Origin of the sequence: Nocardiopsis rhodophaea, from assembly GCF_039530945.1 — a bacterium.
GTDB lineage: Bacteria > Actinomycetota > Actinomycetes > Streptosporangiales > Streptosporangiaceae > Nocardiopsis_C > Nocardiopsis_C rhodophaea.
Genome location: NZ_BAAAPC010000004.1, coordinates 218,565 through 243,935 on the forward strand (window position 1 = coordinate 218,565; position 25,371 = coordinate 243,935).

General features: G+C 69.0%; 19 protein-coding genes. 10 read left to right on the top strand and 9 right to left on the bottom strand.

The genetic code is table 11. The features are described from left to right. Window positions 1-79: 79 nt before the first annotated feature. The 6 genes from ABD259_RS06205 to dxs all read left to right on the top strand — a co-directional run bounded on the left by ABD259_RS06205 (window position 80) and on the right by dxs (window position 7,366). On the top strand, window positions 80-1,192 hold the full coding sequence (locus tag ABD259_RS06205) for a sugar ABC transporter substrate-binding protein (RefSeq protein ID WP_344100266.1): 1,113 nt from the start codon (window positions 80-82) through the stop codon (window positions 1,190-1,192). A 343-nt stretch (window positions 1,193-1,535) separates the two neighbouring features. After that, complete coding sequence (locus ABD259_RS06210) at window positions 1,536-2,321, top strand: ATP-binding cassette domain-containing protein (protein WP_344100045.1); 786 nt, start codon at window positions 1,536-1,538, stop codon at window positions 2,319-2,321. Continuing rightward, window positions 2,321-3,595 carry a sugar ABC transporter permease gene (locus ABD259_RS06215; protein ID WP_344160738.1) on the top strand — a complete coding sequence of 425 codons (1,275 nt, stop codon included), beginning with the start codon at window positions 2,321-2,323 and terminating at the stop codon, window positions 3,593-3,595. The genes ABD259_RS06210 and ABD259_RS06215 overlap by 1 nt, the downstream gene beginning before the upstream one ends. Window positions 3,596-3,890: 295 nt before the next feature. Then, complete coding sequence (locus ABD259_RS06220; protein ID WP_344100049.1) at window positions 3,891-4,613, top strand: TSUP family transporter; 723 nt, start codon at window positions 3,891-3,893, stop codon at window positions 4,611-4,613. A 55-nt stretch (window positions 4,614-4,668) separates the two neighbouring features. After that, window positions 4,669-5,238 carry a G/U mismatch-specific DNA glycosylase gene (mug, locus tag ABD259_RS06225; RefSeq protein WP_344160741.1) on the top strand — a complete coding sequence of 190 codons (570 nt, stop codon included), beginning with the start codon at window positions 4,669-4,671 and terminating at the stop codon, window positions 5,236-5,238. Between the two features lie 208 nt (window positions 5,239-5,446). Beyond that, a complete protein-coding gene (gene dxs, locus ABD259_RS06230) occupies window positions 5,447-7,366 on the top strand; it encodes a 1-deoxy-D-xylulose-5-phosphate synthase (RefSeq protein WP_344100053.1) in 1,920 nt (639 codons plus the stop codon). Window positions 7,367-7,873: 507 nt separating this feature from the next. Here dxs and ABD259_RS06235 read toward each other — a convergent pair. Both ABD259_RS06235 and ABD259_RS06240 read right to left on the bottom strand, forming a co-directional pair. Then, window positions 7,874-8,416 (bottom strand): hypothetical protein, encoded by a 543-nt coding sequence (locus ABD259_RS06235; RefSeq protein ID WP_344160744.1) that lies wholly within the window; start codon window positions 8,414-8,416, stop codon window positions 7,874-7,876. Window positions 8,417-9,099: 683 nt separating this feature from the next. Beyond that, complete coding sequence (locus ABD259_RS06240; protein ID WP_344100057.1) at window positions 9,100-9,726, bottom strand: TetR/AcrR family transcriptional regulator C-terminal domain-containing protein; 627 nt, start codon at window positions 9,724-9,726, stop codon at window positions 9,100-9,102. 114 nt (window positions 9,727-9,840) lie between these two features. Between ABD259_RS06240 and ABD259_RS06245 the strand changes: the two genes are divergently transcribed. Beyond that, entirely contained in the window at window positions 9,841-11,127 is a 1,287-nt protein-coding gene (locus tag ABD259_RS06245) for an MFS transporter (protein ID WP_344160746.1), read from the top strand. 40 nt (window positions 11,128-11,167) lie between these two features. Here the strand turns inward: ABD259_RS06245 and ABD259_RS06250 are convergent, their stop codons facing one another. Further along, on the bottom strand, window positions 11,168-13,051 hold the full coding sequence (locus ABD259_RS06250) for an FHA domain-containing protein (protein ID WP_344160749.1): 1,884 nt from the start codon (window positions 13,049-13,051) through the stop codon (window positions 11,168-11,170). Window positions 13,052-13,731: 680 nt separating this feature from the next. Continuing rightward, window positions 13,732-13,914 carry a hypothetical protein gene (locus tag ABD259_RS06255; RefSeq protein WP_344160752.1) on the bottom strand — a complete coding sequence of 61 codons (183 nt, stop codon included), beginning with the start codon at window positions 13,912-13,914 and terminating at the stop codon, window positions 13,732-13,734. Window positions 13,915-14,044: 130 nt separating this feature from the next. On the opposite strand from ABD259_RS06255, the gene ABD259_RS06260 reads away from it, so the two are divergent. Beyond that, window positions 14,045-15,412: an FAD-dependent oxidoreductase gene (locus ABD259_RS06260; RefSeq protein WP_344160755.1), complete on the top strand. Its 1,368-nt coding sequence runs from the start codon at window positions 14,045-14,047 to the stop codon at window positions 15,410-15,412. Between the two features lie 254 nt (window positions 15,413-15,666). Here ABD259_RS06260 and ABD259_RS06265 read toward each other — a convergent pair whose 3' ends face one another. Then, window positions 15,667-16,602 (bottom strand): neutral zinc metallopeptidase, encoded by a 936-nt coding sequence (locus ABD259_RS06265; RefSeq protein ID WP_344100067.1) that lies wholly within the window; start codon window positions 16,600-16,602, stop codon window positions 15,667-15,669. Window positions 16,603-17,380: 778 nt separating this feature from the next. Then, a complete protein-coding gene (locus tag ABD259_RS06270; RefSeq protein ID WP_344160758.1) occupies window positions 17,381-18,124 on the bottom strand; it encodes a TetR/AcrR family transcriptional regulator in 744 nt (247 codons plus the stop codon). A gap of 166 nt (window positions 18,125-18,290) precedes the next feature. Between ABD259_RS06270 and ABD259_RS06275 the strand changes: the two genes are divergently transcribed. Both ABD259_RS06275 and ABD259_RS06280 read left to right on the top strand, forming a co-directional pair. After that, on the top strand, window positions 18,291-20,543 hold the full coding sequence (locus tag ABD259_RS06275) for an MMPL family transporter (RefSeq protein WP_344160761.1): 2,253 nt from the start codon (window positions 18,291-18,293) through the stop codon (window positions 20,541-20,543). A 246-nt stretch (window positions 20,544-20,789) separates the two neighbouring features. After that, on the top strand, window positions 20,790-21,776 hold the full coding sequence (locus tag ABD259_RS06280) for a hypothetical protein (RefSeq protein WP_344160764.1): 987 nt from the start codon (window positions 20,790-20,792) through the stop codon (window positions 21,774-21,776). 96 nt (window positions 21,777-21,872) lie between these two features. Here the strand turns inward: ABD259_RS06280 and ABD259_RS06285 are convergent, their stop codons facing one another. The 3 genes from ABD259_RS06285 to ABD259_RS06295 all read right to left on the bottom strand — a co-directional run bounded on the left by ABD259_RS06285 (window position 21,873) and on the right by ABD259_RS06295 (window position 25,357). Further along, window positions 21,873-23,120, bottom strand: coding sequence for an aminotransferase class I/II-fold pyridoxal phosphate-dependent enzyme (locus tag ABD259_RS06285; protein WP_344160767.1), 1,248 nt, complete (start codon window positions 23,118-23,120; stop codon window positions 21,873-21,875). 466 nt (window positions 23,121-23,586) lie between these two features. After that, a complete protein-coding gene (locus ABD259_RS06290) occupies window positions 23,587-24,630 on the bottom strand; it encodes a LacI family DNA-binding transcriptional regulator (protein WP_344160769.1) in 1,044 nt (347 codons plus the stop codon). Window positions 24,631-24,790: 160 nt separating this feature from the next. Then, on the bottom strand, window positions 24,791-25,357 hold the full coding sequence (locus ABD259_RS06295) for an STM3941 family protein (RefSeq protein WP_344160771.1): 567 nt from the start codon (window positions 25,355-25,357) through the stop codon (window positions 24,791-24,793). Between the last annotated feature and the right edge of the window lie 14 nt (window positions 25,358-25,371).

The following is a 25,371-nucleotide window of genomic DNA, read 5'->3' on the forward strand; positions in this document are numbered from 1 at the left end:
CCTCACCGGGCGCCACCCCCCCATCCCCTGCCCGGTGTGAGCCCAGGAGGAGGACACCCCGTTGCAGAAGCGAACTGGAATGGTGAGCCGCGCCGCGGTCGGTACCGCGGCCGCGTTTGCGCTGCTCGCCGCGGGATGCGGGACCACCACCAGCGGGGACGCCGAGGGCGGCACCGCCAGCATCGAGGACGGCTTCAAGGTCGGCCTGCTCCTGCCGGAGTCCAAGACCGCCCGCTACGAGAAGTTCGACAAGCCCTACTTCGAAAAAGCCCTGGCCGAGCTGTGCGAGAAGTGCGAACTCTCGTACCAGAACGCCGACCAGGAGACCGCCAAGCAGCAGGCGCAGGCCGAGGCCATGCTGACCGCGGGAATCGACGTCCTCGTCCTGGACGCGGTCGACGCGGAGTCGGCCGCGAAGATCGTTAAGGACGCCAAGGGCCAGGGCGTGCCCGTCGTCGCCTACGACCGGTTGGCCCAGGGCGGCGTCGACTACTACGTCTCCTTCGACAACCGCAAGGTCGGCGAGGTGCAGGGCAAGGCGCTGGTCGAGGCGCTGGAGAAGGAGGGGACGGCCGGAGAGGGCGAGATCGTCATGATCAACGGTTCGCCGACCGATCCCAACGCGGCGGACTTCAAAGCCGGCGCCCACGCGATCCTCGACAACGAGGCCGAGATCGGGGCAGAGTACGACACCCCCGACTGGTCGCCGGACCGAGCGCAGACCGAGATGGAGCAGGCGATCACATCCATCGGCGCCGACGACATCGTCGGCGTCTACGCCGCCAACGACGGTATGGCCCAGGGCGTCGTGGCCGCGCTGAAGAGCGCGGGCGTCGACGAGCTGCCGCCGGTCACCGGACAGGATGCCGAGATCCACGGCATCCAGCGGATCATCGCCGGTGAGCAGTACATGACCGTCTACAAGGCCATCCGCCCCGAGGCCGAGACCGCCGCCACGATGGCGGTCGCTTTGGCCACCGGCGAGGAATACGACGGCGGCGAGATCGGCCTCACCGAGGTCGAGAGCGGCGACGGAGAGAAGGTCCAGGCGGTGCTGCTCGACCCCGTCCCGGTCACCGAGGAGAACGTCGAGGAGACGGTCGTCTCCGACGGCTTCTACACCATCGAGGAGATCTGCACCGACGCCTACGCCGCGACCGACTTCTGCGCGGCGGCCAACGACAGCAAGTAGCCCGGCGCGGTGTCCGGCCCCGGCACCACGGCGGTAGGGGCCGGACACCGCGGCCGAACGGTGACATCGCAGGTAGGAAAACGGACCGCGAACACGGCCGCCGATGGCCCCGGGGAAATCGGGGAGTGTCCATCTGCACCGGCGGCGGTTGGCCGATGGCGGGAGCGGACACGGACCCCGCCGCCCAGGGCCACGCCCCACCGCGCTGAGTGACAGAGAACCGGCAAGCCACGGCCGCTCCCCGCGACCCGAGGAGCCAACCCACCCGCCCACCCGTCCACCAGGGGTCCGCCCGAAGGACCATCCGAAACCCGCGGCACGCGGAGTCTGAGGGAACACGACATTGAGCACACCAGTCCTGGAGCTGTCCGGGATATCCAAGAGGTTCGGCGCCGTCCAGGCGCTCAGTGAAGTCGACCTGCGGGTCGGGGCCGGTGAGGTCGTCGCCCTGCTGGGCGACAACGGCGCCGGAAAGTCCACCCTGGTCAAGACGATCGCCGGGGTGAACCCGGCCGACAGCGGCTCCATCCTGTGGGAGGGGAAGCCGGTCTCCATCGGCAAGCCGAACGACGCGCAGCGCCTCGGCATCGCGACCATCTACCAGGACCTCGCGCTCTGCGACAACCTGGACATCGTGGCCAACCTCTTCCTCGGCTCCGAGCACACCGGGCTCGGGCTGCTGGACGAGGTGGAGATGGAGCGGCGCGCTCAGGAGCTGCTCGACTCCCTGTCGGTGAGCATCCCGAGCCTGCGGGTTCCCGTGGCCTCGCTCTCCGGGGGGCAGCGGCAGATCATCGCGATCGCCCGCTCCCTGCTCGGCGACCCCAAGGTCGTCATGCTCGACGAGCCCACCGCCGCGCTGGGCGTGGCCCAGACCGCGCAGGTGCTCGACCTCATCGAGCGCCTCCGGGACAAGGGGCTCGGCGTCATCCTGATCAGCCACAACATGGCCGACGTGCGCGCGGTCGCCGACCGCGCCGCCGTGCTGCGGCTGGGCCGCAACGCCGGTGACTTCCGGGTCGAGGACACCAGCTACGAGGAGATCGTCGCGGCCATCACCGGTGCCGCGGACAACCCTGTCTCGCGTCGGTCCGGACGGGTCTCCGTGGCCGGAACGGAGGAAGCGTGATGGCGCAGCAGACCCCCGTCTCCACCGGCGCCCCGGCGCCCGGCATGCCCGAGCGCGACCCGCGGCTGGTCGTCACCGCGCCCCACTCGCCCGCCGACATCCTTCGCGCGCTCATGGAGCGCGTGCGCGGCGGCGAACTGGGGCCGCTGCCGGTGCTGACCGGCCTGATCGTCATCTCGATCGTCTTTCAGGCCCTGCACGAGCGGTTCCTGTCCCCGCAGAACCTTTCCAACCTCACCGTGCAGATCGCCGCCGTGGGCCTGATGACCACCGGCGTGATCATGGTGCTGCTGCTCGGCGAGATCGACCTGTCGATCGGGTCGGTGGCTGGGGTGTCGGCGGCGGTCCTCGCCGTCCTCACCGTCAAGCAGGGCGTCCCCGAATGGGCCGCCATAGCGGCGGCCGTCGGCGTCGGCCTGGTTATCGGCATCATCCACGGCACGATCTTCGCGAAAGTCGGGGTCCCGGCGTTCGTCGTCACCCTCGCCGGACTCCTGGGCTGGCAGGGCGCGCAGATCTATCTGCTCGGCGCCGACGGAACGATCAACATCAGCGATGGCGGCGCGATCGCCTACCTCACCCAGACCTACTTCGTCCCCGCGGTCGGCTGGGGGATCGCGGCGGTCGTGGTGGTGGTGTACGCGGCCACTACCGTCTACGGTGAACGGCGCCGCGTGCGCGCTGGCCTGCCTCCCCGGACGCCCCTGGAGATCGCGTTCCGCGCGCTGCTGCTGGTCCTGCTGGCCGTTCTCCTCTTCGGCGCCGTAGCGGTGCTGAACCAGTTCAAGGGGGTGCCGCTGGCGTTCCTGATCTTCGTCGGGTTCGTGGTCGCCTTCGACCTGATGCTGCGTAAGACCCGCTACGGGCGGATGGTGTTCGCGGTCGGCGGGAGCGCCGAGGCGGCCCGCCGCGCCGGGATCAACGTCGACCTGATCCGGATGTCGGTGTTCGCGCTGTCCTCCATGCTGTCGGCGATCGGCGGCGTGATGATGGTGTCGCGCTCGTTCTCCGCGAGCCTCGACACCGCGGGCGGTGACGAGCTGATGCTCGCGATCGCCGCGGCGGTCATCGGCGGCACCAGCCTCTTCGGGGGGCGGGGCAACGCCTATTCGGCACTGCTGGGCGGTCTGGTGCTCGGCGCGATCACGTCCGGGCTGTACCTGTTGCAGATGGACGCGTCGGTCCGCTACATGATCACGGCCCTGGTACTGCTGATCGCGGTGATCCTGGACGCCATGTCCCGACGGAGCCGCAAGACGCACGCCCGAGGATGACCCGCGTGTGCCCCCGCCCCGACTCGTCGCGGCGGAGCGGCCACGCCTAGTCGACCGGCCGCGCCCCCACTCCCGCTCCCGGCGGGCGCGGCCGGTCTCTCCGCGGAAGAGTGGAGACGCCGATGCGGAATCCGATCGAGCATCGGGGGAGGAACGGACCACCGCCGCGCCTCCGCCGACCGGCGGTGCGGCTGGGGCTGACCCCCGTGTCCCGTCCCGCCCGCGGTCGAAATCGATCCGGAGATCCTACCTCTGTATTCAGGTCAGGAATGCGGGGAAATAGTCTCGTTCAACGATGCCCGACATGACCTTCCTCCTCGTCGCCGGAACCGCGGTGATGCTCGGAGCCGTGGTGCAGAGCAGCGTCGGTCTGGGACTCGGCCTGGTCGCGGCGCCCGTCGTCTCTTTCCTCGACCCCACGCTGATGCCCGGTGCCATGCTCGTCGCGACCGCCGTGCTCCCCATGCTCACCCTGGCCACCGAGTGGCGTCACATCGACTGGCGCGGCCTGGCCTGGGCGGTGCCCGGGCGCGTCCCCGGATCGGTCCTGGGCGTGTGGGTGGTCTCGACGCTCGACCCGATGATGTTGCGGGTCGCTGTGGGCGCCATGGTGCTCGTCGCGGTGGCGCTGTCGGTCCGAGCGGTTCGCGCCCGGGTCACCCCGTCCTCCCTCGTGTGCGCCGGAGCACTGTCCGGCCTCACGGGCACGGCCACCTCCATCGGCGGACCGCCCATGGCGCTGCTCTACCAGAGCGAAGAGGCCGCGAAGGTCCGCGGAACCCTGGCCGGGTTCTTCCTCGTCGGCGTCGTGATCTCCCTCGCCATGCTCGCCGCGGGCGGTCAGCTGGGCGTTCACGAGATCCGCGGAGGTGCGGCGCTGATCCCCTTCCTCGGCGCGGGGTTCCTCGCCGGGCGCCCGCTGCGCCGCGTTGTGGACGCCGGGCTCATGCGTACCGCCCTGCTCGTCGTCGTCACGGTCTCCGGCCTGACGCTGATCGGCACCTCGTTCTTCTCCTAGTGGTCCCGCAGCGGGAACCATACAGACACCGGAGAGAAGGTAGGCTCCACACCCCATGAAGGCGACACCCACGGCGAGGCCGACCAAGGCCGAGCTCGCGGCCGCGCACGGCGCCACGATCCCCGATGTCATCGCGCCCGATCTCGACGTGCTGTTCTGCGGTATCAACCCGGGGCTGTACTCCGGGTACACCGGCCACCACTTCGCGCGCCCGGGCAACCGGTTCTGGCCCGCGCTGCACCGATCCGGTTGGACACCGCGGCAGCTGCGCCCCGATGAACAGCACCTCCTCCCCGAGTGGGGAATGGGCATCACCAATATCGTGGCCCGCGCCACCGCCCGCGCTGACGAGCTGACGGCCGAGGAGCTCCGCGCGGGCGGCGACGCGCTACGAGAACGGCTGGAGCACTACCGCCCCCGCCTGCTTGCCGTCCTCGGCGTCACCGCCTACCGGCAGGCATTCGGCCGTCCGAAAGCACAGATCGGGCCACAGACGGACCGCATCGGGCCTCCACCTGTGTGGGTGCTGCCCAACCCGAGTGGGCTCAACGCCTCGTGGCCCGTGTACGCCATCGCCGAGGAGCTCATCCGTGTGCGCCGCCAATGCAAGGGGGACGACGCGTGATGCGCGGGCGCGGCCCCGCGGGGAGGGAGAGCGGTGCGGCGGCCGCAGCAGGTGGGCGACCTGGACGTCGCCCACGAATGGATAGAGATAGGTTCAGGTAAAGGTCACTTCACGTGGCCCATAAACTCGATGGCACGTGCGTGGTCGGTGTGCAGTGCGCAACCCGCACTCACGCCGAACGGACGTTGGACGAGGGGACTGAGGAGAGTTGGCGCTGCTTGAGTCGATCGGCAATCCGGACGACCTGAAGAAGGTCAGCGAGGACAAGATTCCGCAGCTGACACAGGAGATCCGTGACTTCCTCATCTCCGAGGTGTCGCGCACGGGCGGACACCTGGGGCCGAACCTGGGAGTCGTGGAGCTGACGGTCGCACTGCACCGCGTGTTCGACTCGCCGCGTGAACCGATCCTCTTCGACACGGGGCACCAGTCCTACGTGCACAAGATGCTCACCGGGCGGCAGGACTTCTCCAAGCTGCGCAAGTCCGGCGGCCTGTCCGGCTACCCGTCGCGCGCGGAGTCCGAGCACGACTTCATCGAGAACTCGCACGCCTCCACCGTCCTCTCCTACGCCGACGGGCTGGCCAAGGCCAACGAGGTCCAGGGCCGCACCGACCGCACGGTCGCTGCGGTCATCGGCGACGGCGCCCTGACCGGCGGTATGGCCTGGGAGGCGCTCAACAACATCGCCGAGGGCAGGGACCGGCGGGTCGTCATCGTCGTCAACGACAACGGGCGCTCCTACTCACCGACCATGGGCGGGCTCGCCGACCACCTCGCCACCCTGCGCATGGCGCCCGGTTACGAGCAGGCCCTCGACCTCGCCAAGGCCGCGCTCAACAGCGCGCCCGTGGTGGGGCCGCCGCTGTACGAGGCGCTGCACGGCTTGAAGAAGGGCCTCAAGGACGCCATTCAGCCGCAGATGATGTTCGAGGACCTGGGGCTGAAGTACCTCGGCCCAATCAACGGCCACGACGAGCAGATGGTCGAGAAGGCGCTGCGCCGCGCCCGCGACTTCGGCGGTCCGGTCATCGTCCACTGCATTACCCAGAAGGGCAAGGGCTACGCCCCGGCCGAGAATCACGACGAGGACCAGTTCCACGCCATCGGCGTCATCGACGCCGAGACCGGCGAGGTGCAGTCCACGCCGGGCGTCGTGAAGTGGACCAAGGTCTTCAGCGAGGAGATGGTCAAGCTCGGCGCCGAGCGCGAGGACATCGTCGCGATGACCGCGGCCATGCTGCACCCCACGGGCTTGGCGGCGTTCGCCGAGGCCTACCCGGAGCGCACCTATGACGTCGGCATCGCCGAGCAGCACGCCGCCACGTCGGCCACCGGGCTGGCCATGGGCGGCCTGCACCCCGTGGTGGCCGTGTACGCGACCTTCCTCAACCGCTGCTTCGACCAGGTGCTGATGGACGCCGCCCTGCACAAGCAGGGGGTCACCTTCTGCCTGGACCGCGCCGGCATCACCGGCGACGACGGCGCCAGCCACAACGGCATGTGGGACCTGTCCATCCTGAACGTCGTCCCGGAGCTGCGCCTGGCTGTGCCGCGCGACGCCACCCGACTCCGCGAGGAGCTGCGCGAGGCGGTCGCCGTCACCGACGCCCCGACCGTGCTGCGCTACCCCAAGGGCGAGGTCAGCCCGGACATCCCCGCCGTCGGGACGGTCGGATCGATGGACCTGCTGCGCCGCGCCGCGGACAGCGGACACTCCGAGGACCTGCTGCTCGTCGCCGTCGGCCCCATGGCCGAGACCTGCTGCGAGGTCGCCGACCGCATGGCCGACCAGGGCATCGGCGTCACCGTCGTCGACCCCCGCTGGGTCAAGCCCCTCGATGACGCCCTCGTCGGCGAGGCCGCCAAGTACAGCGTGGTCGCCGTGGTCGAGGACAACGGCCGCGTCGGGGCCGTCGGGGACGCCGTCGCCCGCGCCCTGCGCGACGCCGACCTCGACATCCCGGTGCGCACGTTCGGCATCGAGCAGAAGTTCCTGGACCACGCCAAGCGTGCGGCCATCCTCGCCGATATGGGCCTCACCCCCCAGGAACTCGCCCGCAAGCTGACCGAGACGGTCTCCCGGCACACCGAGAAGCCGTTCGAAGACGAACCGGCGCAGAGCTGACGGCCGAGCGGCGACGAGAATCGCCCGACATCAGAAGCGGGCCCGCAGATCATCGGATCTGCGGGCCCGCTTCGTGTGGTCGCAGAGGTCTCTGTGTCCGTCGGCCTCGCGCGACCGTCAGTTCACGAATCCGTGCCTGTGTGCCGGTGGAAAGGGCCGGACCCGCTCAGGCGGTGCCGCCAGACACAAATCCCGGCCATCACCTTCGTGCCGTGGGTCCCGGTGCCGCGGGCCGTCGCCTCCGACGTCGGCTTGACGGAGCCGCTCCGGCTGGCAGCGTCCACTCTGACGGTGGAGGTCGCAGCCCATCATCACTCCTCGATTCCGCGTGTTCAGGTGGTCTTCCCGAGAACACGGATTCGATAATCGAGTGAAGAAAAGGGGCGGCCAACACCTTTCAGTGGTGATGGGAATCCTTCCGGGGAGATCCTTCTCTCCGGAAGGATTCTCCATGGGAAGGCTACGTGGGTCTTTTGGTGTGCTGAGTCCGAGATGTGCCCTGTTTTCCTACGTCTTGGTTTTGACAGCGAATTCCACCAGGGCCCTCTTCACGGGGGTGTTTTGGCAGTCGCCCTCTGTCGGCTGGAATGTGGCGGTACCTTCCAGGCCGCCGCTCACTACGACCAGGCCACCGGCGATCTGGAAAGAGAACGTCGTCGTGTGGGTCTTCTTCTGGCCGTCGACGGTGGTCACGGCGATCGAGGACGTGCCGGTCCCTGTAAAGCCACTAGCGAGCGACGCACAGTTGATGGGCTCATCCGTATCGGCGTTGACCCCCCAACTTCCCAGCTCCGTCGTGTCGACGGTCTCGCCGCCGATCGTTCCCTCGCAGGCGGCTGTTCCGCCCTTGCCGTTGAAGTTGGCAGGCTTCTTCGTTACGAGATCGATCGGCGGGTCGATCTTGCCTTCGACTTTGAGGACACATGTCATGCTGGCCGTGCTTGACTCGGTCTCGGCGGCCTGCGCGCCGACTGCGCTGAGGGTCGTCAGGCCGAGTGCGGTGGCGGCGATGGCTGCGGGGAGGGTGCGTCGGATCGAGGGACGTGTCATGGAAAACCTCCATTTCGTCGTGGTCCCACCATGGTGAAGACATGGGGGGCCGATAGGAGAGACGCGATTCTGCGCTGCCTATTTGTGTGTCCCGTTCCTAACAGCCGCCCGCGGAGGTCCGGTCCTCGCCATTGGTCTTACGCCAAGTAGGCATCCATCCGCAATATCGGGTTTTGTGTTGAACAAAGGGATTTATACGGAGTGTAGTGAACGGCCTTGGCAGGGCTGGCGAGTTCGTGGTGGTCGCGCCTTCTCGGATCGAGTGGTTCTGCGGTCGACGGGTGGCGGAGGAGCAGGCCAATGCCCGGCGCTGTGGCATCGGAGAGGCGTTAATGGTCGAGCCCTCGGGTGTCCAGGGAGGTCTGAAGCTCGCCGTTGGCCTGCCCTTCGCTACAGTTCGTGATGGTATTACCCGCCAGGTGGTGTTGGAAGGATTTTCGAACCTGGCCACCTGGTGCTTGTCGGCGGGAGGGTCGCCGTGCGCCGGTCGGCTCAATACGCAGGAACATCGGGATGTAGGGTGAGCGGTCGGCGATGCTGTGGGCCGTCATGACGTCCGGACGTGGTCGGGGTGCGATCGCCGATCTCGATATCTAACATCACCCAGAGGGTCATGTGGTGGGTGGATCACAGAGGTGGTCGGCCCCGAGATGTCGACGGCGCCCCTCCGGGGCGGGCGAACCTCAGCCGTCGGCGGCCCGCGCGCGAAACCCGTCGATGATCAGGCGGAGGCCGTAGTCGAAGTCGGCGTCGCCGTCCTGTGCGCGGAGCACGTCCGCGGCTTGCGCCAGGAGCGGAGTGTCCCGCAATGCCCCATCGGGGAACGGTTCGCTGGCCTGTCGGCCGGAGGCGTCCTGGCTCAGGGCCTGCTCCTCGGCCACCCACCCCATCGTGTAGCGGTCCACCGCCAGGCACAGTCGGAGCGCGTCGCGTGGAGCGAAGCCGGCCTGGTGCAGCGCGCGTAGCTGCGCCTCGACGGCCGGGAGCTCACCGGCGGTGGGCAGGGTTCCGGCGTGCACGCGGGCGCCGTCGCGGTGGGCGAGCAGGGCTCGCCGCTTGGCGTGCGCATCGGCGATCAGCCACCCGTCCCAGTCGTCGGGTGAGGGCTCACGGTCGTGCGGCAGGGCGTCGGCCAGCATCGCCTCGGCCATGAGGTCGAGCAGCTCCCGCTTGTTCTTGAAGTGCCAGTACAGCGCGGGCTGGCGTACGCCCAGTTCGGTAGCGAGGCGACGGGTGCTCAGCCCGTCGATGCCGACCTCGTCCAGGAGACGCAGTGCCGTCCGCACCACGGTTTCGCGCTCCAGTGCCATCCCGTCCGCCTCGCCTCAGCTGTCGACTGCTCGAAAAACCGATCGTGTCCCCGACCTTATCGGTGATAAGTTTCCGTCGCTAGATTGCTTATCACCGATAAGGAGAGAATCCCGTTGGACGACACCGAGCGCCGTCAGCGGCGCTACATGATCGACCTCGGCCCGCTCCGCGACTCACGCGACTTCCGCTTGGTCTGGACGTCGGGGGTGGTCACCCTCATCGGGTCGATGTTCACGATGGTGGCCCTGCCCCTGCAGATCGCCGACACCACCGGCTCGCCCTGGGCGGTGGGACTGATTGGCGCGGTCGAGCTGGTCCCGATGGTCGTCTTCGGCCTCTACGGCGGAGTGCTCGCCGACCGCTTCGACCGGCGTGCCATGGCCCTGGCCACCGAACTCGCCCTCGGCGTGCTGAGCCTCGCCCTCCTCGCCAACACCCTGCTCGACGCGCCACTGCTGTGGCCGCTGTACGCGGCCGCTGGCTGCGCGGCGGCACTGCAGGGCCTTCAGCAGCCGTCGCTGGAGGCGATGGTCCCGCGGCTGGTCCCCCACGAGCAGCTCACCGACGCGGGGGCGCTCACCTCGCTGAGGTGGAGCGTCGGGGGAGTGGTGGGTCCCGCCCTGGCGGGGCTGGTCGTCACCGCCGGAGGGTTCGCCGCCGCCTACGCGGTGGACGTGGCGACCTTCGCCATCTCCCTCCTCCTGCTGTGGCGGCTGCGCCCCGTGCCCACCGCCGACGGTGCGACACCGGCGCCCGCCCTACGGGAGATCGCCGAGGGGCTCGCCTACGCCTGGAGCCGCCCCGACCTGCTGGGCACCTACCTCGCCGACATGGCAGCCACCGTCCTGGCCGTGCCCACGGCACTGTTCCCCTTCCTGGCCTCGGAGCTCGACGCCCCTTGGGCGCTGGGCCTGCTGTACGCGGCGAGCGGAGCCGGTGCCCTGCTGGCCGCCGCCACCGGCGGCTGGACCGGACGCGTGCACCACCACGGCCGGATGGTCCTGCTCGCGGGCGCCGCGGTGGGGGCCGCGACGGCCGCGGCGGCGGTCGTCGGCGGTCTGTGGGCGGTCATCATCCTGCTCGCGGTGGCCGGAGCGGCGGGATGGGTCGGCGACGTCTTCCGCACGACCATGTGGAACGCCTCCATCCCCGACCGCCTCCGGGGGCGCCTCGCCGGAGTCGAACTCCTCATCGGCGCGGCGGGACCCGCCGCGGGCGACCTCCGCGCGGGCGGTACCGCGGCGCGGTTCGGCATCAAAGCGGCGATGTGGAGCGGTGGCCTGGTCTGCCTGGGCTCGGTCGGGGTCCTCACAGCTGCACTCCCGGCACTGTGGCGCTACGACGACCGCACCGACCCCCACGCCTCCGCCGTCCGAGCGGAGAGCCGAGAGGGGGCGTAGCGGGGCCTCCCACCAAGGGCAGCGGGCGCCGACTCGCGGATCAGCCTTCCGCGGCGGGCACGACCGGCGGGGAGTCTCGGTAGAAGATATCGATATCGACCTCCTCGCCTCCCACGGCCAGCGTCTCCCACGGTCCACTGGCCACCAGGGTCCGCAGCGTCTCGCCGCCCAGCGTTCGCAGGTGGTTCCGGAGGAGTGCGTCGTCGGGCATACCGGGGATACGAGATGACAGGCGGCTTCGGATCCTGCGCAGCTGCTCCATGAGCGCGTCGATGTCCGCCTCTTTGTGCTTGTCCGCATCCTCGGCTGTCACCCGCTCGATGCTCTGGGCGATTCTGTCCTTGATCGTGCAGACGGATCCGTGCTCATCGGTAGTCACCATCGCCTTCCAGGCGCGGCTCTTGTGCCGGTACTGGAGCATCGACATCGCCGCTTCGTGGCGGATGAAGTCGGCATCACGGAATGGCCGCCCACTCCAGGCGCTGCTGAACGACCTCGCCAGCGATATGGCCGACGCAAGCCCGCTGTTGAGCCCGCGTCCCGGCCAGAAGTGGATCGCGTTGGCGGCATCACCGAGCAGAAAACCGTAGGTCCCCGGGGTGGTCGATGTCGTTGCGTAAAGCTGGGCGGTGAATCGCGGACGCTGCACCATAGCCAGACGAAAGCCGGTGACAGCGCTCAGGTTCTCCTCGGTGATGCCGAAGAGCGTCAACCCCTCCCGCACCCGTTTCCACAACGCCGAGCCTTTGACCAAGGCGGGCAGGAAGAGCGTGCTGTGGGTGGGGCAGCAGAAGTCCCCGTCTTCGTTCCTCCCCATCACGCACGGGCGCGAGGCAATGCACTCCTCGAACACGTGCCGGACGGGGTCGACCCCGATGACTTCCCTGGCCTCCGCGTCCGTGAGGCGCATGTTCAGGAAGCCTTCGCCACGCAGAGAGTTCAGCAGGAAGCGGTTCTGGGCCACGGTCAGCAGGACGATCATCGGGTCCGACAGGTCGGACTTGACCCGCAGGCCAAGTACGACATCCTGTACGTGATGGCCATCCAGTGAGTAGATCCTTTTGTCGGCTTTTCCGAACTTGTCGGTGAAGTGCTCGCGCGTTGGGGACCGCGCCCCCTCGCAGATGGCGAGTGCATGGCCCTCGACCACACTCGCGTGGTACTCGACGGGGTCAAACCTGGTGGGCATGAGCCGAATACTGTCGGGTTTTTCATTCGCCACCTCAAGGAGTCTGTCCTCGATGTAGGCGATCCGGAGATTCCGTGGGCTGTAACCGCGGATCGAATCGGGGCCCGGCGGCCACATTTCGGTGTACGCATCGGCGCTGAACAACCGCTCCTGAACCTCCTCGGGGAGGTTGAGGAACTGACGGCTCTGGATCGTCACGACTTGCTGCCGCCGGACGTTGCCCTGTCCTTCGTTCTTCCATACGATCCGTGACCCGTCCTGAGTCCAGCGGTCGTCGTAGACCGTGATGGCCACTTGCCGCCCCATGAGGTGTTCGAGTAGCAAGGCAAAACTCAGCCCGACAGGACCGCCGCCCGAAACGGTGACATCCAGAACCGGCCCTGGAGTCTCCTCCACCATGGTCATGGTCTGGCTCTCGGAGAGATCAGTGATCGTCGCTGTTTCGTCGACGCTTTCGAAACGGAACGCCTCATCGCCGATCGTTATCACATCGCCGGGCTGGAGCACGTGCGACGTCACGCGTTCCCCATTGACCAGTGTCCCGTTACTGCTCTCCCGGTCGTGCAGGACATAGTCGTCGCCGTCGCGGACCACCTCGGCGTGGAACCGTGAGGCCTTCTTGCTGGCGACTACCACGCGGTTGTTGTTCTTGCGGCCGAAAGTGATCGGCGTTTCCCCGAAAGGGTACCGCCGTCCGGCCAGAGGGCCCTCACTCCCAACGATTTCACATGGCACAGGCCGCTTCTTTCTATAAGGGGATCGCGGAAGACCTCCGCCTGATGGGCAGCTACAGTCCGCTCATTCGCGATAACACAGGTCGGGGGCCCCGGATCGGACGCGTGCGGGGATCGCCGCCCCGCTGCGCGACCCGACCGGCGTTCGGCCGCGGCGGCGGGGCCGGACCCGCGGTCGGTCAGGACGCGGCGGCGGGCGCCGGCGGCTGGCGGAGAATCGGGAAATGCCATGCCGGAATCGGTGTTCCGGTGCGCCTCTTCGACGTCGGCGCGCGGCGCCCTCGCAGCCCTTGCGCGCGAGGTGACCACTGCCTGACCCACCTGCCACACCGTCACCTCAGCCCGACCGATATTCCACCCCTCCTCAGCCGGAGCTGCCGGATCCCTCGCCCGCGTACGCGGGACCAAAAGGCCTGAGCATTTACTTTCTAAGGCAGCTATTGAGGAAAGTCAACCCTGAAAGGTGCCTATGCGTCGGCATTTCGGCGGCGGCATCCGGTGGCCCGACGAAAGGATTGGGGAGGGTGGATCGACCTTTCTGCAGAGACCGCGTATTCGTATCTCGTGGGTGCCGGAGGATCTTTTTTGGCTGGCCAAAAAGCGAAACCGGCAGAGTGGCGGCTGAGATTCGGGTATTGGGGGGCATAGTGCCTCTCGCTGGCGGCCCCTCCCTCGCAGACGTCAGGAGGTGAGCAAGGAGGCGATGGCCAGAGCCACCGCGGCCGCCGCCAGGATGATCAGTGCGCGGTTGAGTTCCGGTGACAGCGGACCGCCTCGGCTCTGGGCGTAGCTCCAGACCAGCAGCACCCCGGTCGCCAGCAGAGTGACCACCATCAGGCCGAAGAGCAGCTGCGATACCGACATCGGGGTGGCTCCCTCGCTCCCATCCGCGGACGCGGCCTTCCTTTCCCATCCTCTCCCAACGCGGGTGGCGGGGGCGGCCGGGCGTCGACACTAGAGGCGGAAACACTGCGTGATGGGGGAGAATGGAGTAATGAGCTCTCCCGACTCACTGCGCGTCGCCGTCATCGGTTCCGGTCCCGCCGGAATCTACACCGCTGACGCCCTCACCAGGCAGAGCCGCGAGACCGTGGCGGTCGATGTCATCGACCGCCTGCCCACCCCCTATGGGCTGGTGCGCTACGGTGTCGCCCCCGACCACACGAAGATCAAGGGTGTGGCCCGCACCCTGCGTCAGGTCCTGGAGCACCCCGACGTCCGCTTCATCGGGGGTGTGCGGTTCGGCCGGGACGTGACCGTCGACGACCTGAACCGTGTCTACGACGCCGTCGTGTATGCCACCGGCGCGAGCGTCGACCGCAAACTGGGCATCCCCGGCGAGGACCTGCCGGGCAGCGTCGCCGCCACCGACTTCGTCAACTGGTACTGCGGACACCCCGACACCGACGTGCAGCGGTTCCTCCTCGACGCGAAGGAGATCGCCGTCGTCGGGGCGGGCAACGTCGCCCTCGACGTCGTCCGCGTCCTCGCCAAGAGCGCCGACGAGCTGCGCCACACCGACATCCCGCAACCCGTCCTGGAGGTCCTGGCCGCCAGCAAGGTGCTGCGCATCCATCTGCTGGCCCGTCGCGGCCCCCTCCAGGCCAAGTTCACCGCGCCCGAGCTCCGTGACCTCGGCGAGCTGGCCAACGCCGATATCACCGTCCGCCCCGAGCAGATCGATATCGACCCCGCCAGCGAGGCGATGCTGAGCGCCGCCCGCGCCGCTCGCACCAACCTCAAGATCCTCACGTCGTGGGCGCGGCAGGAGCCCGCCGGCCGGCCGCGCCAGATCGACCTGCGGTTCTGGGTCCGCCCCATCGAGATCCTGGGCCAGGAGAGCGTTGCCGGGCTGCGTGTCGAGCGCACTGAGCTCGGCGATGACGGCCGCCTGACCGGAACTGGCGAGGAGGAGGTGCTCGACGTCGGCATGGTGTTCCGCTCCATCGGCTACATGGGCGTCCCGCTGCCCGATGTCCCCTTCGACGAGTCCACCCGCACCGTGCCGCACGCCGACGGCCGTGTGCTCGGTCCTGACGGCGCCGCGCTGCCCGGACAGTACGTGGCGGGGTGGATCAAGCGCGGGGCGACCGGAGTGATCGGGACGAACAAGTCCGATGCGGCGGCGACCGTGCGCGGGCTGCTCGACGACGCCCCCGTACTGCGCGAACGGCGCGGGGAGGGCGCGGAGGAGCTCTCGATCGACCGTCTGCTGGGCGAGCGCGGGGTGACCTTCACCGACTACGGCGACTGGCTGACCATCGACGCCGCCGAAGCCGAGCGCGCAGCCGACCTCGGGCGCGGTGAACGCGTCAAGCTGCACCGCTGGGACGAGCTGTACGGCGCGCTCGGCCACTCCTGAGAGCCGCGCACCGGATGCTCGCGCCGACAGAGAAGTGGGAACCGAGGAGCGGCAGGGGCGCCAGCGCCAGCTTCGCGGTCACCGAGGAGTACCGGAACGGTCCCCTTCGCGTGTGTCGGTAGGCGGCCCACCTCGCGAGGAGTGCGGGCGGGAGAAGAGCGGGAAAACGAGGGGCGGGGGTGCGGTGCTGCAGCACCGCACCCCCGCCCCTGTGCCGTGAACCGCGCTAAGGGCGCTGGGATCGTCGCCCGCGGTCAGCGGACCTTCGACGCCGGAGCGCCGAAGGTGTTGCACGATTCCAGGGTGTCCCCGGCCGCGCCCGCCTGGTACCACTGGCGGCGGTTGATCGACTTGCCGTGGGTGGGCAGGTCTCCGCCGGAGTTGAGGAGCTCGTTGATCTCGTCGATCTGGGTGTCGTCGAACTGGCCCAGGCCGCGCATGGCGACGCCGGAGAAGCATTCGGCCTGAAGCTCGGTGCGGCGCAGCTCTTCCAGCTGGTCCGACTCGGAGTCGGCCTCGTACTCCGCCTCGACGGACTTCGCGAGGACCGCGGTCACGTTCTGGACATGGTGACCGTACTCATGGCCGAGCAGCGCGGACCAGACGCCCTCCTGCTGGCCGTCGGGAATGAACCCCGCCATCTCCTTGACGTTGGGCAGCACCACCGTGATGGTGCGCTCCTCAGGCTGGTAGAAGGCGAGGGTCGACCCCTCCTGCACGAGGTCCTGCTGAGGCTTCTCGCTGGAGACCCCGAACTCCGGTCCCGGTGTGCGGATCCCGAGCTCCTCGAAGCGCGGCGTCCACATCTCGTTGAGGCAGTCGCCCACCTTCGTGCTGAAGCTCTCCCACGACGAGTCGGAGGCGGTGTCGAGCTTCGGAAGGTCGCACTCGATCGGCTCGGGCATCGCCACGTTGTAGACGGGGTGCTCGTCGTTCTCGAACTCCAGGTCGCCGGGCCGGTCGTCCAGCTTCCGCGAGTAGAACGAGGACAGCTCCTTATCCCGGGCCGCCTGCTGTTGGGACTCCGACGCCGTGGACTCCGCCCCCTGGGCCATCAGGGCGACGAGGATCGTCAGGGCGACGACAGCGGCGAGAGCGGAGCCGCCCGCGCTCACCACGACAGCGGTGGACGCACGGCGCCGCCGCCGGGGCGGCGCGGGCGGGGGGTAGGCACCGAACGGCCCCGGCATCCCTTGAGCGGGGATTCCCTGAGGAGGCATCCCTTGGGGCGCGTGGGCGCCATACGGCCCGTAAGGGCCCTGGGGGCCCTGGGGACCTTGCGGGCTCTGTGGACCATAGGGCCCGGGGTGGCCCTGGGGGAACGGCTGCCCCGGCTGCCCTTGCGGTCCATAGGTGGGATGCGGGCCCTGCGGGGGCGGTGCGGAAGGCGGAGGAGGGAACGCGGGGTGCGGTCCCGGTTGCGGCGGGGGCTGCTGGCTGTGGGGCGGGGGCATCGGGGGGCGCTGCGGTGCCGCGTCCACGGGAGCCGAGCCGTGCGGCCCACGCGCCGGTTCGGGGCGCGGTCCGGGGCCGCTCGGGGCGGTGGCCGGTCGCCCCTCGGGTGGGGGCGGGCCCGCGGCCTGCGGCACGTGACCGGGAGGGTCCTGCGGGGCGTCCCGGGGGTCGGTGGGCCGACGCGTGTCGGGCGTGGGGCCGGGCGCACCCGAGGGCTCGGACGGGGGGCCGCTCACGGGCATGGGCTCACCATCGGGGGAGGTGTCCACTAGGTTGTTCCTTCTGTTCTGCTGCGCGCGGGCAAGCGTGACGATCAACCTTATTCGGACACGCGGTGGGGCCGGTACTTCGACGGCCTTTCCCACGTGGCCGAGAGTGGCCGGTGTGTGGGCTGGGGCTGTCAAGGGGAAGCGCACCAGCGGCCGGCAGCGGCCCGAACCAGCTGACCTGTACCCGCTCCTAGTTGTTCAGCGGCTCTGCCTGCCCCGCCGACCGGAGCAGGCAGAGCACGGATCACGGCGCGCGGTAGGAGACGCCCACCGTGCGCAGGATGTCGGGAAGCTCGGCCTCGAAGAGCGGCTCCATGTCGGCCATGACGAAGGACAGGTGCTGGAAGACCTCCATGCAGACCAGTCCGTAGAGCCGCACCCAGCAGGAGGTGAGCACGCGCATCGCGCCGTTGGAGACGTTCTCCGTCGTGAATCCGGTCTGCTCGGCGAAGGCCTCAAGCTGGCGGCAGAGTACCGGCGACAGTTCGGCGTCGCCGGGCACCTCGAACCGCCGTTCCTGGAGCAGCCGGTCGAAGAGGGCGAAGAAGATCGCGGCGAAGCGCTGCCCGGCCTCCAGCGCGCCCCCTTCGTGCCTGCGCTGGTGCGGTCCGGGTGGGCCGAAGAGCAGGGCGAACTCCGCGCGGTTGGCCAGTGCCCACGTGCGGAAGGCGCGCAGGGAGGCCAGGATGCGGCCGTCGACGTCGTCCTCGGGGAGGGACTGGTCAGAGGCTTGGACCGACTCGGTAAGCTCGGTGAAGAAGTCGGCTGTCAGCGAGGACAGCAGATCGTCGAGACTGTTGAAGTACCGGTACAGGCCGGGTGCGGTCATGCCCATCTCGCGCGCGATGGCGCGCAGCGATACCCCCGGGGGCCCCTGTTCGACGAGGTGGCGGCGCGCGATCTGCTTGATCTCCTGCGCGGTGGCCTCCCGGACACGTTCGCGCCGTGACAGCGCGGCTGCTGTCGGCTTGTCCTCCTCGACGTGCACTGGTGTCGCCTTTCTGACCGCGTTCTGTCTTGCGGGGAGCGCGGGTCGGGATGCCATAGGTCACATTGACATCGGTGAATAACGTCGGATCTAGTAAACACTGTAAGCAAACAGCGTTCACCGTGCTCCGCATCTCACGTTAACAGTCACGCCGGAGGACCGATTGATGTTCGCAGGCCTTGGGCGGTTCACCTACCGGCAACGGATCTGGGTGCTCGCCGCCACGGCGCTGTTCATCGCCTTCGCCCTCAGCTGGGGTACGGGCCTGTTCAGCTATGTCGACCACGGCGGGTTCGAAGACCCCGGCGCCGAGTCCACCCGGGCCGCCGAAGTCTTGGAGGACGAGTTCGGGCACGACGCCGTCGACGTCATCGTTGTGTACCGCAGCAGCGAACTCAAGGTCGACAACCCCGTCTTCGCGGCCAACGTCCGCAAGACGGTCGAGGGACTTCCCAAGGACAAGGTCGCCTCCGCTCCCAACTACTTGGACGAGGACCTCTCCAAGCGCGAGCGCGGCGCCCTCATCTCCAAGGACAAGATGGCCACCTACGTGCCCATCACCCTCAAGGGCAAGACCAACGACGACCGCATGGACTCCTACAAGGCCATCGCCGACGACCTCGACGCCGGTCCGCTGGACACCTACGTCGGCGGTTCACTCGGGGTGGGCAAGGAGATCTCCGACCGGGCCGAGAGCGATGTGGTCACCGCCGAGGCCATCTCCCTTCCGGCGCTGCTCGTCCTCCTCGTGGTCATCTTCGGCGGGGTCGTCGCCGCGCTCATGCCCCTGGCCGTGGGCGGGCTGGCCATCCTCGGCTCTCTCACCATGCTGCGCGCCCTCACCTACGTGACCGAGGTGTCGGTCTTCGCCGTCAACGTCGCTACCCTGCTCGGTCTCGGCCTCGCCATCGACTACGGCCTGTTCATGGTCAACCGGTTCCGCGAGGAGTCCGCCCGCGACGGTACCGACACCCGTGAGGCCGTCGCCCGCACACTGGCCACGGCCGGACGCACCGTCGCGTTCTCCGGGATCACCGTGATGATCGCCTTCTCCGGACTGCTGTTCTTCCCGCAGCCGATCCTCAGATCGATCGGACTGGGCGGCATGGCCGTCGTCCTGTTCGACGTGCTGGCCGCCCTGGTGGTGCTCCCGGCGCTGCTCTCCGTCGTCGGTCCGCGCATCGACGCGCTCCAGCTCCGCCTGTTCCGCCGCCGCCCCGCCGCCGTCGGTACCACCGCCGCGACCGCGACTCCCATCGCGACGGGCACCGGCGCCTGGGCACGACTCGCCCACAGTGTCATGCGCCGGCCATCGCTCTACCTGGCGTCCGTCGGCGGCGTCCTGCTCGCCTTCGCCTCCGCCCTGGTCTTCACCCACGTCGGCTCCACCGACCAGCGCTACCTGCCGCAGGACGCCAACCCCCGCATCGCCACCGACATGCTGCGCAATGACTTTCCGGCCGGGGGCATCGGCCAGATCGACGTCGTGCTCACCGGCGACATGACCAAGAAGGGGCTGGAGGACTACGCCGACCGCCTCAACGATCTCCCGGGCGCCGTCAACGCCAACGTGGCGCGCACCGATGACGACGCCGCGCACGTGGCCGTCTCCTACAAGGGCGAGACGGACGATCCGGAAACCGCGGACCTGGTGCGCGACGTGCGGGCCGAAGCCCCACCGAAGGGCGCAGACGAGGTCCTCGTCGGCGGCGCCGCCGCGCTGCAGAACGACAACATCGACGCGATCGTCCAGGCCGTGCCCTGGACGCTGGCCTTCGTCATCGCCGTGACCACCGTGCTGCTCTTCCTGGCGTTCGGGTCGGTGGTGCTGCCGCTCAAGGCCATCGTGATGGGCTTTCTGTCGCTGGGCGCGTCGCTGGGCGTGGTCATCTGGGGCTTCCAGGAGGGCCACCTGGGCGGACTGCTCGGCTTCGACGCCGTGGGCACGATCGACCCCACCTATCTCGTCCTCATCCTGATCGTGGCCTTCGGCCTGGCGATGGACTACGAGCTGTTCCTGCTCAGCCGTGTCCGTGAGGAGTACCTGCGCAGCGGGGACAACACCCACTCCGTTGCCGTCGGCCTGCAGCGGACGGGCGGGATCATCACCAGCGCGGCCCTGCTGCTCGTCGTGGTCATGGTCGCGATGGGCTCGTCGGCCCTTCTGTCACTCAAGATCATCGGCATCGGCCTCGCCGTCGCGGTGGTCGTCGACGCCACCCTCGTGCGCGCCCTGCTGGTCCCCGCTGGAATGCGCCTGCTCGGCCGCGCCAACTGGTGGCTCCCGCGCCCGCTGCGGTGGCTGCACGACCGCATCGGCGTCAGCGAGGGCGAGGAGGCCGAGCCGCGCCCCCAGTCCGCATCTGCGCCGGCCGTCCCACTGGCCGAGAACGCCGATAACCAGAAGATACGACCCTGATAATCCGCGCCCGCAGCGTTCCTCTCGGTCTTGGCTATGGCTCCCGGTGTGTGATGCTGGACACCAGGGTAAGCCCTGCCGTACTGGCGGGCTGACTTTTGGGTGAGTGGTGGGATGCGGGTAACACCGGTGCGGGATCGGGCCGGGCGATCGGACTTCCTGCGGCTGCCGTACCAGCTGTACAGCGGTGACCCTCGGTGGGCGCCTCCCCTGCTGCGGGAGCGTCGGCGCTTTCTGGATCCGGCGGTGAACCCCTTCTTCGAGTTCGGCGAGGCCGAGCTGTTCGTGGCGTACCGCGACGGTAGGCCGGTGGGGCGGGTCGCCGCGCTGATCAACCATCGCCACAACGAGCTGCACGACCCGGATGTTGGCTTCTTCGGCCTGTTCGACGTGGTCGACGACGAGGCCGTGGCGCGGCGGCTGGTGGAGGCGGCAGCAGACTGGCTGCGCACTCGCGGCAAGCAGGCGATGCTGGGCCCGACGAACTTCACTGTCAACCAGGAATGCGGCGTCCTGGTAGACGGGTACGACCGAGAACAGTCCTTTCTGACGCCGTACAATCCGCGTTATTATCCCGCCCATCTCGAATCCGCCGGACTGACCAAGGCCAAAGACTTCTGGGGGTGGCACGGGCCGGTACCCTCCGAGCCGCCGGCGGGTATGTGCCGGGCCGCGCAGTGGGCCGCGCGCAGGCCCTCGGTTCGGGTCCGCACCGTCCGGATGCGTGATTTCTCTGCCGAGCTGCGGACGTTCCAGGACATCTACAACGCGGCCTGGGCCGACAACTGGGGTTTCACGCCGATGACCTCCCGTCAGGTCGCGTACCTCACCCGTCAGCTGCGCCCGGTGGTGCGCCCGCAGTTGCTCCTGGTGGCCGAAGTCGATGGAGCGGCGGCGGGGATGCTGCTGGCGGTGCCGGACATCTGCGTCGCGCTGCGCGCGGCCGAGGGCCGGTTGACCCACCGGGGGCTGCCGCTCGGTCTGCTGCGGATGCGGCGGGCCGCCCGGCGCATCACCCATGTGCGGGTACTGGCCGGCGGTGTCCATCCGAAGCACCGCCGACTCGGCCTGGACGCCCTGATGTACACGGAAATGATGCGCACCTTCTACCGGCTGGGCTACCAGACCTTCGAGGCGGGGCCGACGCTGGAGGGCAATCTGGCCATTACCCGCGTGGCCGACCGGGTGGCCACACGAACCAGGACCTACCGACTCTATTGCGAGGACATCTGAACTCGCGAGGTCCGGACGACTGCGGGGACCAGTAGTGACCAGGCGCTGTGAGCCCCGCGGACAGCACGTCGCACGAGCTCTTACGCTGTCGGCCCGTCACTCCGAGGTCGGCGGGGCCGCAGCGGCGGGCGCTGGTCGCCCGGTCACGGCCGCGTACGCGGCCGTGACCGCCTCCAGCGTCTCGTCCACGTCGGCCGGTTCATGAGCGGCGGTCGGCACCAGGCGCAGCTGCACCACGTCCGGTGGCACGACCGGGTACATGACCGCGGAACAGAACACGCCGTGTCGTAGGCGCATCGTTTCCACGAACTCGCTCGCCTCCGCGGCGGTCATCGAGAGGTAGACCGGTGTAATGGGGCTGGCCGTTCCTCGTACTTCCATGCCCCGCTCGCGCAGCCCTGTTTGCAGGGCTTTCGCGATTGACCAGCAGCGCTGGCGCGGCTGTGGCTGGGATCGGATGAGGTCCAGCCGCGCCCGGTTGCTCGCCACGATCGGCCACGGCACACTCTTGGCGAAGATCTGCGACCGCATTGTGTACCGGAGTCGCCACACCACCTCGGCGGTGGACGCGACGAACGCGCCGATACTCGCGGCGGCCTTGGCGAAGGTGGCGAAATACAGGTCAATGCCGTCGTGAGCGTCCTGCGCCTCGCCCGTACCACCACCGGTGGGGCCCATGACGCCGAAGCCGTGGGCATCGTCGACCAGGAGTCGAAAGTCGTAGCGCTGCTTGAGTGCGACGATGTCGCGCAGGGGTGCGACGGCTCCGGACATACCGAAGACGCCTTCGGTCACCACAAGCACCGCCTCGTCCGGCGCGCGCTCGCGCTCGATCCGGGCGAGCACGCTGGCCAGGCGCTCAACGTCGTTGTGCCGGAAGCTCCTCGCGCGCCCGTTGTGCATGCGTACGCCATCCAGAATGCACGCGTGGCTGCCGCTGTCATACACCAGCCAGTCCTTGCGGGTCAGCAGCGCATCGATCAGCGAAACCATGCCCTGGTAACCGTAGTTCAGGAACAGCGCGGCAGGTTTGCGGCAGAAGTCCGCCAGTTCGGTCTCGAGGGCCTCCAGGTCGCAGGTGTCACCCGACATCATCCGCGAGCCCATTGGCGCGGACAGGCCATGCTGGTCAACGAATTCGGTGTCGAGTGCACGGATGCGGGGGTCGTTGGCGAGTCCGAGGTAGTTGTTGAGGCTCCACACCACCTGCGGAACGCCCTTGTACGTCATCCGGTTGCCGATGTCCCCCGTCAGCCTGGGGAAAGTCGCCGCGCCGTGGATGCTGTGGGAGAGGACCGCGATCGGGTTGCTGGTGGATTCCACGAACTTGGCGAACAGGTCCATGTGCTCCTCATCGCCTGGTCGCGGTGAAGGGATGTCAAAGAACGAGGGGACAGTCGGCTCAACACGAGGCCCGCGCCCCATGGGTCTGGCGAGCTTGATGGCGATAGTAGTGCCCCGCCCGCGTCCCTGGCCGGTATTTGCTGAACATTGCCGCTTTCACCTCGGCGTGGGTGGGAGCGTGGGCGATGGCTGGAGACGGGATCTTCTCGCTGGAGGCGAAGATACGTCCGTCGAGCAGGAAGAACTTCAGGGTCAGAGTGCGCCGAGCCGGAGTGCGTGGGTACGCCTGGGGCCAGGGAGCTCGTGTTTTGCCGCGTGGTGGGGTTGGGCACGATGCTGTGCATGCCCAGGTCCGAGCGGTGTGCGCCCGGCTGATCACGGCTGCGTTGCACCGGGCCGCCCCCGATCCCGCATCCACCGCTCGCCGCCACCCCCACCCCTGGCCGGACATTTCCCGCGATCGACCTCAGGCCCCGGACCGATCCGGTGGGGCCGTACTCTCCCGCGCCACGACCGTGCCTGTGACCGGGACGGTGGCCGGCTCGTCGGTGCCCTTGCCCTCGCCGAGGGCCAGGCGTGCCGCCTCCTGCCCCATCCACTCCAGGGGAAGGCGCACCGTCGTCAGGCCGGGGGTGAGGTCGCGCAGGGCGGGGATGTCGTCGAATCCGGCGACGGACAGGTCCGCGGGCACCCGCAGCCCCGCGTCGCGGACGGCGGCCATGGCGCCGCTCGCCATCACGTCGTTGACGGCGAACAGGCAGGTCGCGTCCGTTCCGGCTCCGAGCAGCCGTCGGGCTGACTGATACCCGCCATCGCGGGTGAACCCGCCGTGCACCACGTTGCCCGGGTCGAGGGCGATGCCCGCGTCGGCGAGAGTCGAGCGGAAGCCGTCCAGGCGATCGGACGCGGTGCGCAGCTCCGTGGGCCCGGCCAGGACGGCGAAGCGGCGGTGTCCCTGGGCGATGAGGTGACGCGCCAGTTCGGCCGCGCCGCCCCTGTTATCGGGGGCCACGGTGGGCGCGGGCAGCCCCTCCTGGGTCACGCAGGTGACGCTGCCGCCCTGGGTGACCATCGCGCTGATCTCATCGCCCAGCCGGACGAGCGCCGCCGGGTCGGTCGTGCGGCTGCCGATCAGCACCACCGCGCGGGCGCGGTGCGCGCGCAGCGTGGCCATGAGGGTGACCTCGCGCTCGGGTACGCGCCCCGTGGTGCCCAGGACCACGACGAGGCCCGCGTCCTCGGCCACCCGGGTGACCCCGGCGGCGATGCTGGAGAAGTAGGGGTCGGCGATGTCGTGCACGACCAGACCCACCAGGCAGCTGGTGTTGCGCGCCAGGGTCTGCGCGGAGGGGTTGGCGAGGTAGCCGAGCTCTTTGGCGCTGGCGCTGACCCGCTCGGCCAGCTTCCGGCCGACCTGACGCGTGCTGCCGTTGAGCACGCGTGACGCGGTGGCGAGCGATACTCCGGCGTGCCGGGCGACCTGTTCCAGAGTCACGTATCCGCCGCCCAAGGCGTCCTCCCGCTCCCCATTCTTCCGGCCCGGCCACGCTTTTCAGTAGTTTTCCCAATCGTAGAGCAACCACTGCGACACTCTTGGTCGATTGGTGTAGCGGCGGGGACCGGGATGGTGCGCGGTTCGCGGCCCAGGGGCCGCGTCGGCCGCCGGGCCGTCAGTCGATGCGTTGGCGGCGCGTGCCCGGGGGGCGTCGGTCGTCGAACGCCAGACCCGGGCGGTACCGGCGGGCGGCGGCCACGACCTCGTCCACGGTGTGGTCCCAGGAGCGGCGGACGCGCACGGCGCGGTTGGGCTCCCAGGGCGTCGGCGGGTGGAACGGCTGGTCGGCCTCGCTGTGCGGAACGAAGACGAGGTACCACTGGCGGGCCGTGCCGCGATAGTAGTGGATGTCCTGCGAACACGTCCTGATGAGAGCGATGTCGTCCCAGGTCAGCCACAGGTCGTCGACCGACGAGCGGGGCCAGGGCGCTACGACGCGCACGCCCTCGGAGTCCAGGACGAGGGTCGGCCGCCGGGAGAGCACACGGGAGGCCGCCAGCAGCCCGCCGCCGCCGAACATCACCACGGCCAGCAGCCCGATGACGATATCGACCGTGCCGCCACGCGCCACCAGGGCGGCCCCCATCCCCGTGAAGATGAGGCAGCCTGCCGCCAGACCGACTCCGTCCCACGTGACGCGGAACGTGTCACGAACGGTGAACTGTTCGGGTGGACCGGTCATTCACCAAGGATAGA